Source organism: Achromobacter dolens (assembly GCF_902859745.1).
In the GTDB taxonomy this organism is placed as follows: domain Bacteria; phylum Pseudomonadota; class Gammaproteobacteria; order Burkholderiales; family Burkholderiaceae_B; genus Achromobacter; species Achromobacter dolens.
Genome location: NZ_CADIJW010000100.1, coordinates 1 through 5,144 on the forward strand (window position 1 = coordinate 1; position 5,144 = coordinate 5,144).

General features: G+C 67.2%; 6 protein-coding genes and 1 pseudogene. 5 read left to right on the top strand and 2 right to left on the bottom strand.

Annotated elements, in window-relative coordinates:
* Window positions 1-462, bottom strand: a 462-nt coding sequence (locus tag HV783_RS29145; RefSeq protein WP_217484248.1) for a hypothetical protein, incomplete at its 3' end; no start/stop codon positions are given.
* Between the two features lie 177 nt (window positions 463-639).
* On the opposite strand from HV783_RS29145, the gene HV783_RS29150 reads away from it, so the two are divergent.
* The 5 genes from HV783_RS29150 (at window position 640) to HV783_RS29170 (ending at window position 4,627) form a co-directional block, all read left to right on the top strand.
* Window positions 640-1,416, top strand: coding sequence for a fused MFS/spermidine synthase (locus HV783_RS29150; protein WP_175190336.1), 777 nt, complete (start codon window positions 640-642; stop codon window positions 1,414-1,416).
* A gap of 130 nt (window positions 1,417-1,546) precedes the next feature.
* The gene (locus tag HV783_RS29155; RefSeq protein WP_064528775.1) at window positions 1,547-2,455 is read left to right on the top strand and encodes a DUF4261 domain-containing protein; all 909 of its coding nucleotides are present in this window, start codon (window positions 1,547-1,549) and stop codon (window positions 2,453-2,455) included.
* Window positions 2,456-2,803: 348 nt separating this feature from the next.
* Window positions 2,804-3,481: a CsgG/HfaB family protein gene (locus tag HV783_RS29160; protein WP_054503684.1), complete on the top strand. Its 678-nt coding sequence runs from the start codon at window positions 2,804-2,806 to the stop codon at window positions 3,479-3,481.
* Window positions 3,482-3,492: 11 nt separating this feature from the next.
* Entirely contained in the window at window positions 3,493-3,978 is a 486-nt protein-coding gene (locus tag HV783_RS29165) for a DUF4810 domain-containing protein (protein ID WP_054503683.1), read from the top strand.
* A 1-nt stretch (window position 3,979) separates the two neighbouring features.
* A complete protein-coding gene (locus HV783_RS29170; protein ID WP_054503682.1) occupies window positions 3,980-4,627 on the top strand; it encodes a DUF799 domain-containing protein in 648 nt (215 codons plus the stop codon).
* Between the two features lie 95 nt (window positions 4,628-4,722).
* Here the strand turns inward: HV783_RS29170 and HV783_RS29175 are convergent.
* Window positions 4,723-5,144, bottom strand: a pseudogene (locus HV783_RS29175) (MFS transporter); the annotation flags it as partial.

Genomic DNA, 5,144 nt, shown 5'->3' on the forward strand with positions numbered 1-5,144 from the left:
GCCGCTGGCACCCTGCACCACGGGCGCCGCCGTGGCGTCGGCGGCGCTCGCGGCCGGCGCGGCGCTGGCGCTGGTTTTGAGCGCCGCGGCGGCCTGGCCGAGTTCGCCGGCCAGTTGACGTAGTTCCAGAAGGATGGATTTGGCCGCGGCCTTGCCCAGGAACATCAGCATTTTCTTGAGCATCTCGATGCGCTGCTTGATCTGCGAGACGCGGGAGCGGGCGAAATCCTGGCGCGACTGGGCCGCATCGACGGCGATCTGCGAGGCGGCCTTGCGCGCCTTGGCGGCGCGTTCGAGGGCGTCGTCGCTCAGCACCACGCGGACCGAGACCGGGCGGTCGCTGGTCGTGGTTTCCAGGTTCTGCGCCTTGGCATCGGCGTCGGCGTCGCGTCTGGCGGCGCGCGGGTCGCTGCCGGCGGGGACGGCGGGAGGAAGGAGGTTGTCGGTGGCCAATGGCTGCATGGGGATGTTCCGGTAAGGCGGGGCACATGGCATCGGGGACGGGCCGGGTCGGCCGCTGCCCGCGATGGCGAGGTGACACGATATGTACGGCTGTCCGGCGCGCATTCTTTAACCGGTGGCGGTGGGGATCGGTCCGAGATCGCGTCGCGGGCGGGCGGCGGTGGTATCTTCTGCCCCATGTCCGCCCGTGATTCCTCCTTGTCCCTGTCCAGCGCGCCGGTGGCGCCAGACGCCGCCCGGCCCTACGTGCAGGCCGCCGGCACCACACGCACCCTGCATTTTTCCGAGAAAGTCATCCAGAGCCGCATGTCGACGCTCAATCCCGACGCGCTCGACCTGGAGTACACGCGGATGATGATGGGCTTCGTGCTGTTCGCCCCGGAGCCCGCCGACATTCTGATGGTGGGGTTGGGCGGCGGTTCGCTGGCCAAGTTCTGCCATCGCTACCTGACGCGTTCGCGCATCGCGGTGGTCGAGATCGACCCGGCCGTGATCGCGCTGCGCGAGGCGTTCATGGTCCCGCCCGACAGCGATCGCTTCCGGGTGGTGCAGGCCGACGGCGCCGATTATGTGCGCGGCCTGTGCGAGGCCGCCGACGTGCTGCTGCTCGACGGTTTTGACGATGCCGGGATTCCTGACGCGCTGTGTTCGGCGGATTTCTACGCGGACTGCCATCGCGCCCTGCGCGACGACGGCATCCTCGTGATCAACTTCCACGTCAACCATCCGGATCACCACGAGTACCTGGACCGGGTGCGGACCGCGTTCGGCAGCGCCATGTTCGAGGTGGTGGACGACGACATGACCAACAGCATCGTCTTCGCCTGCAAGGGCGACCTGCTGGATGATCCCGCGGCGGCCGACCTGAAGCGACCGGCCGCGATCGCCAAGGATGCCTGGCGCCAGTTGATGCCGACCTTGCGCGTGATCGGGGCCACGCGGGAATTGAAGTAGCACCGGGGGCGGGTTGCGCGGCCGCCCTACATCTGGTTGCGGGCGGCGGACTTTGGTTGCATCTGGCCGGCCAATGTGTCGCGAGGGCTTGATAGCATCCCCGCTTTCCCCGACAGGCAGGTCGCCCACCATGAGTATCTTCTCCCGCTTTTTCGGCCGCTCCGATACGCCCGGCGAGACCGCGGCCCTCACGGCCAATCCCGATATCGACAATCCATCGAGCCTGCAGGTCGTGTTCGCGGCGCCGCTGGCCCTGAAAGCCGACGCGCTGGCGGCGGCCTTGCGCGCCTACCACCCGGAAATGCGCCAGGCGCGCGCCGAGATCGAGCCGGACATGCCGGAACTGGTGGGCATGGTCGGCTGGGGCAGGCATGTGGTGCGCATGGTGGGCTGGAACGCGCCGTTGCCCCAGGAGGCGCTGGAAGTCTGCGTGGCGCCCGCGCACTACCCCGCGCCGGTCAAGGAGCAGGTGCGCGCCCATGTCAGCCACATTCTGCTGTACTACGCGGGCTTCGACGAGGATCCGCTGGAGCAGTACGTGGCGATGGCCGCGGTGGCTGGCGCGCTGGGTCGCTTCAACGCGGTCGCGGTGCTGAACGAGCATGCGCACACCTCGTTGCCCGCCGGCGTGTTCACCGACGATTCGCTGGGAGACGAAAGCCTTGAGGTGCTGCGTTCGCTGCCGCTGACCATGCTGTATTGCGGCTTCGTGAAATACGAGGTCGAAGGCGTGCAGGGCGTATGGATGCGCACCTACGGCGGCGACCGTTTCGGCCTGCCGGATTTCGCCGTGCTGGCCGAGGGTCACCACCAGGGCGAGGAGTATTCCGGCATGTTCAATAACATCATGGCCTACATGCTGGACAGCGGCGCCGAGTTGGCCGCCGGACATACCATGCAGATCGGCGAGGCCCGCTACATGAAGCTGCGCGAGCCGCGGGAGGCCGAGTACTACCTGCAGGGGCCTGGCCCGGTGCTGGTGGCGGAGATCATCGACGCTTCGCAGATCAATCAGCCCGAAGCCGGCCCCCAACACTGACGTCCCGCCGGGGCCGGCGTTCGTCCGGCCCATTGGCGCCCCGGCCGGGGCGCCGTCACATGACCTTGCTTGCCTCTCGCTGCGTTTCATTTGGAAATTATTCTGCCGCCTGCCGATGCGTTGCGGCCCAAGAAAATTCCACCCTGGCACAGCGTTTCAAAAATCGGACAAATAGAAGCGCGCACATAGGAGGGAATGGCCGAAGTTGGGGCCATTAATACGAAATAGCGCATTTCAATCCGTCACTTCCAAATATAAATTCTGTATTCAATTGTATATACTCGCCGCCGGATTTCTTTCTTTCAAACGACGCCCGGCGGGTTTGGCGCGGGCCAGCAGGAGAGTGGCATGTTGAAGAAGGCAGTACAGCTTGGCGCGGTAACGATGTTGTCGCTGGTGGTCGCGGGTTGCGCCACCGAACGCTCCCAGTCCGTGGCGGTCCCCGCCGTGGCGGCGGCCAGCAAGCCCTATCAAGGCGTGCGCAGCCCGATCTCGGTAGGAAAGTTCGACAACCGCACCAACTATCTGCGTGGCGTGTTCTCCGACGGCGTGGACCGGCTGGGCGGCCAGGCCAAGACGATTCTCGTCAGCCACCTGCAGCGCAGCGGCCGGTTCCAGGTGATGGATCGCGAGAACCTCTCCGAGATCGCCCAGGAAGCCGCCTTCAACAAGAAGGCCAGCCAGATCAAGGGCGCGCGCTACGTGGTGACGGGCGACGTGACCGCCTTCGGCCGCAAGGTGACGGGCGACCAGCAGTTGTTCGGCATTCTCGGCCGCGGCAAGGAACAGGTGGCCTATGCCAAGGTCGACCTGAACGTGGTCGACGTGACGACGTCCGAAGTGGTGTATTCCGCGTCCGGCGCCGGCGAATACAGCCTGTCCAACCGCGAAGTCATCGGCTTCGGTGGCACCGCCGGGTACGACTCGACGCTGAACGGCAAGGTGCTGGATCTGGCGATCCGCGAGGCCGTCGACCGCCTGGTCGACGGTATCGAACAGGGCGCCTGGCAGCCCGTACAACAGTGAAAGGGCGCCCCATGTTGAACAATCTGGCGATGGTTCGCCCGGTCGCGCTCGGGCGCGCCGGCCGCATCCTGGCGGTGGCCGCCCTGGCGGGCGCGCTGACTGCGTGCGCGCAACCCAAGAGCATGTATAGCTGGCAGTCATACCAGCCTTCGGTCTACGCCTACCTCAAGGACGACGGCGCCGATTACGCGGCGCAGACGCTGGCGATGGAAAAGAACATCGAGACCGCGCGGGCGACCAACGCGGAACTGCCGCCGGGCTTCCGCGCGCATCTTGGCATGCTGTATCTGAAGATGGGCGAAGGCGCCAAGGGCGTGGAGCAGTTGGAAGGCGAGAAGGCGGCTTTCCCGGAGTCCAAGCCGTTCATGGACTTCCTGCTGCGCAACGCCAGCAAGACGGCGGAAAACGCGTCGCAGGCCGCCCAGCCCGAGGCGGCGAAACCCGCGGCGCCCGCCAGCCAGGCCGCGCCTGAGCAAGCAACCAAGAAGGGAGCCTGACATGACCACGACCCTCCGTATCGCCGTGCTGGCGCTGGTGGCCTTGCTGGCCGGCTGCGCCGCGCCGCAACGCAATGTGGACTACGCCGCTTTCCGCGAGAGCAAGCCGGCGTCGATCCTGGTGCTGCCGCCGCTCAATACCTCGGTGGACGTGGCCGCGACAGCCGCGGTCTTGTCGCAGGCAACCTTGCCGCTGGCGGAATCGGGTTACTACGTGATCCCGGTGGCGGTGATGGACGAGACGTTCAAGCAGAACGGCCTGACCAGCGCCGAAGAAATCCATGAGCTGCCGGCTCCGCGGCTGCGCGAGATCTTCGGCGCCGATGCCGCGCTGTACATGACCGTCAAGCAGTATGGCTCCAGCTACGCCGTCCTTTCCAGCTCGATCACGGTCTCCATCGATGCCGCGCTGGTCGATCTGCGCACCGGCGCCAAGCTGTGGGATGGCAGCAAGCAGGTGGTGCAGGCCAGCAATGGCGGCGGCGGCCTGATCGGCATGCTGGTGCAGGCGGTGGTGGACCAGGTGGTCAACACGCTGTCCGACCGCAGCTTCGGCGTGGCGGGCATGACCAACAACATGCTGCTCAGCGCCGGCACGCCGGGCGGCATCCTGTACGGTCCGCGTTCGCCGCGCTACGCCGCGCAGTAAGTCCCCGACGTTTGCATCGGGTCGCACAGCCCTCGAACCGTTGCTCGGTTCGAGGGCTGTGTCGCATTCGACGTCCGCTGGCGCGGGCCGTCCGGTCAGGCCGCGCAGTTCGCGCCCTGCGCCACGCGGCGCCGGACCGGCCAGACGCGCAGGGCCAGGGCGCCGACCGCCGCGGCCGTGGCCACCGCGGTCACGCCGATCCAGCCCCAGTGCGCCAGTGCCAGGCTGCCGAGCGCGCCGCCCGCGGCCATGCCGATGAAGACGCTGACCATCAGCACCGCGTTGAGCCGGCTACGCGCGGCGGGGTCGATGCCATAGACAATGCTCTGGTGCGCGATCAGCGCCACCTGGATGCCCAGGTCGAAGCCGATGGCGCTGGCCGCGATCAGCCACAGGCCTGATTGGGCCGACAGCAACGGCAGCAACGCCATGGTGGCGAACGACACCGCGGTCAGCGCGGCGCCCAGGCGGCTGACGGCGTTGGGGCCGCGCCGGTCGGCGTAGCGGCCGGCCAGCG

Bases quoted from the DNA above. Each gene is read 5' to 3' on its own strand.
- HV783_RS29150 (WP_175190336.1), top strand. From the start codon at position 640: ATGTCCGCCCGTGATTCCTCCTTGTCCCTGTCCAGCGCGCCGGTGGCG.
- HV783_RS29155 (WP_064528775.1), top strand. From the start codon at position 1,547: ATGAGTATCTTCTCCCGCTTTTTCGGCCGCTCCGATACGCCCGGCGAG.
- HV783_RS29160 (WP_054503684.1), top strand. From the start codon at position 2,804: ATGTTGAAGAAGGCAGTACAGCTTGGCGCGGTAACGATGTTGTCGCTG.
- HV783_RS29165 (WP_054503683.1), top strand. From the start codon at position 3,493: ATGTTGAACAATCTGGCGATGGTTCGCCCGGTCGCGCTCGGGCGCGCC.
- HV783_RS29170 (WP_054503682.1), top strand. From the start codon at position 3,980: ATGACCACGACCCTCCGTATCGCCGTGCTGGCGCTGGTGGCCTTGCTG.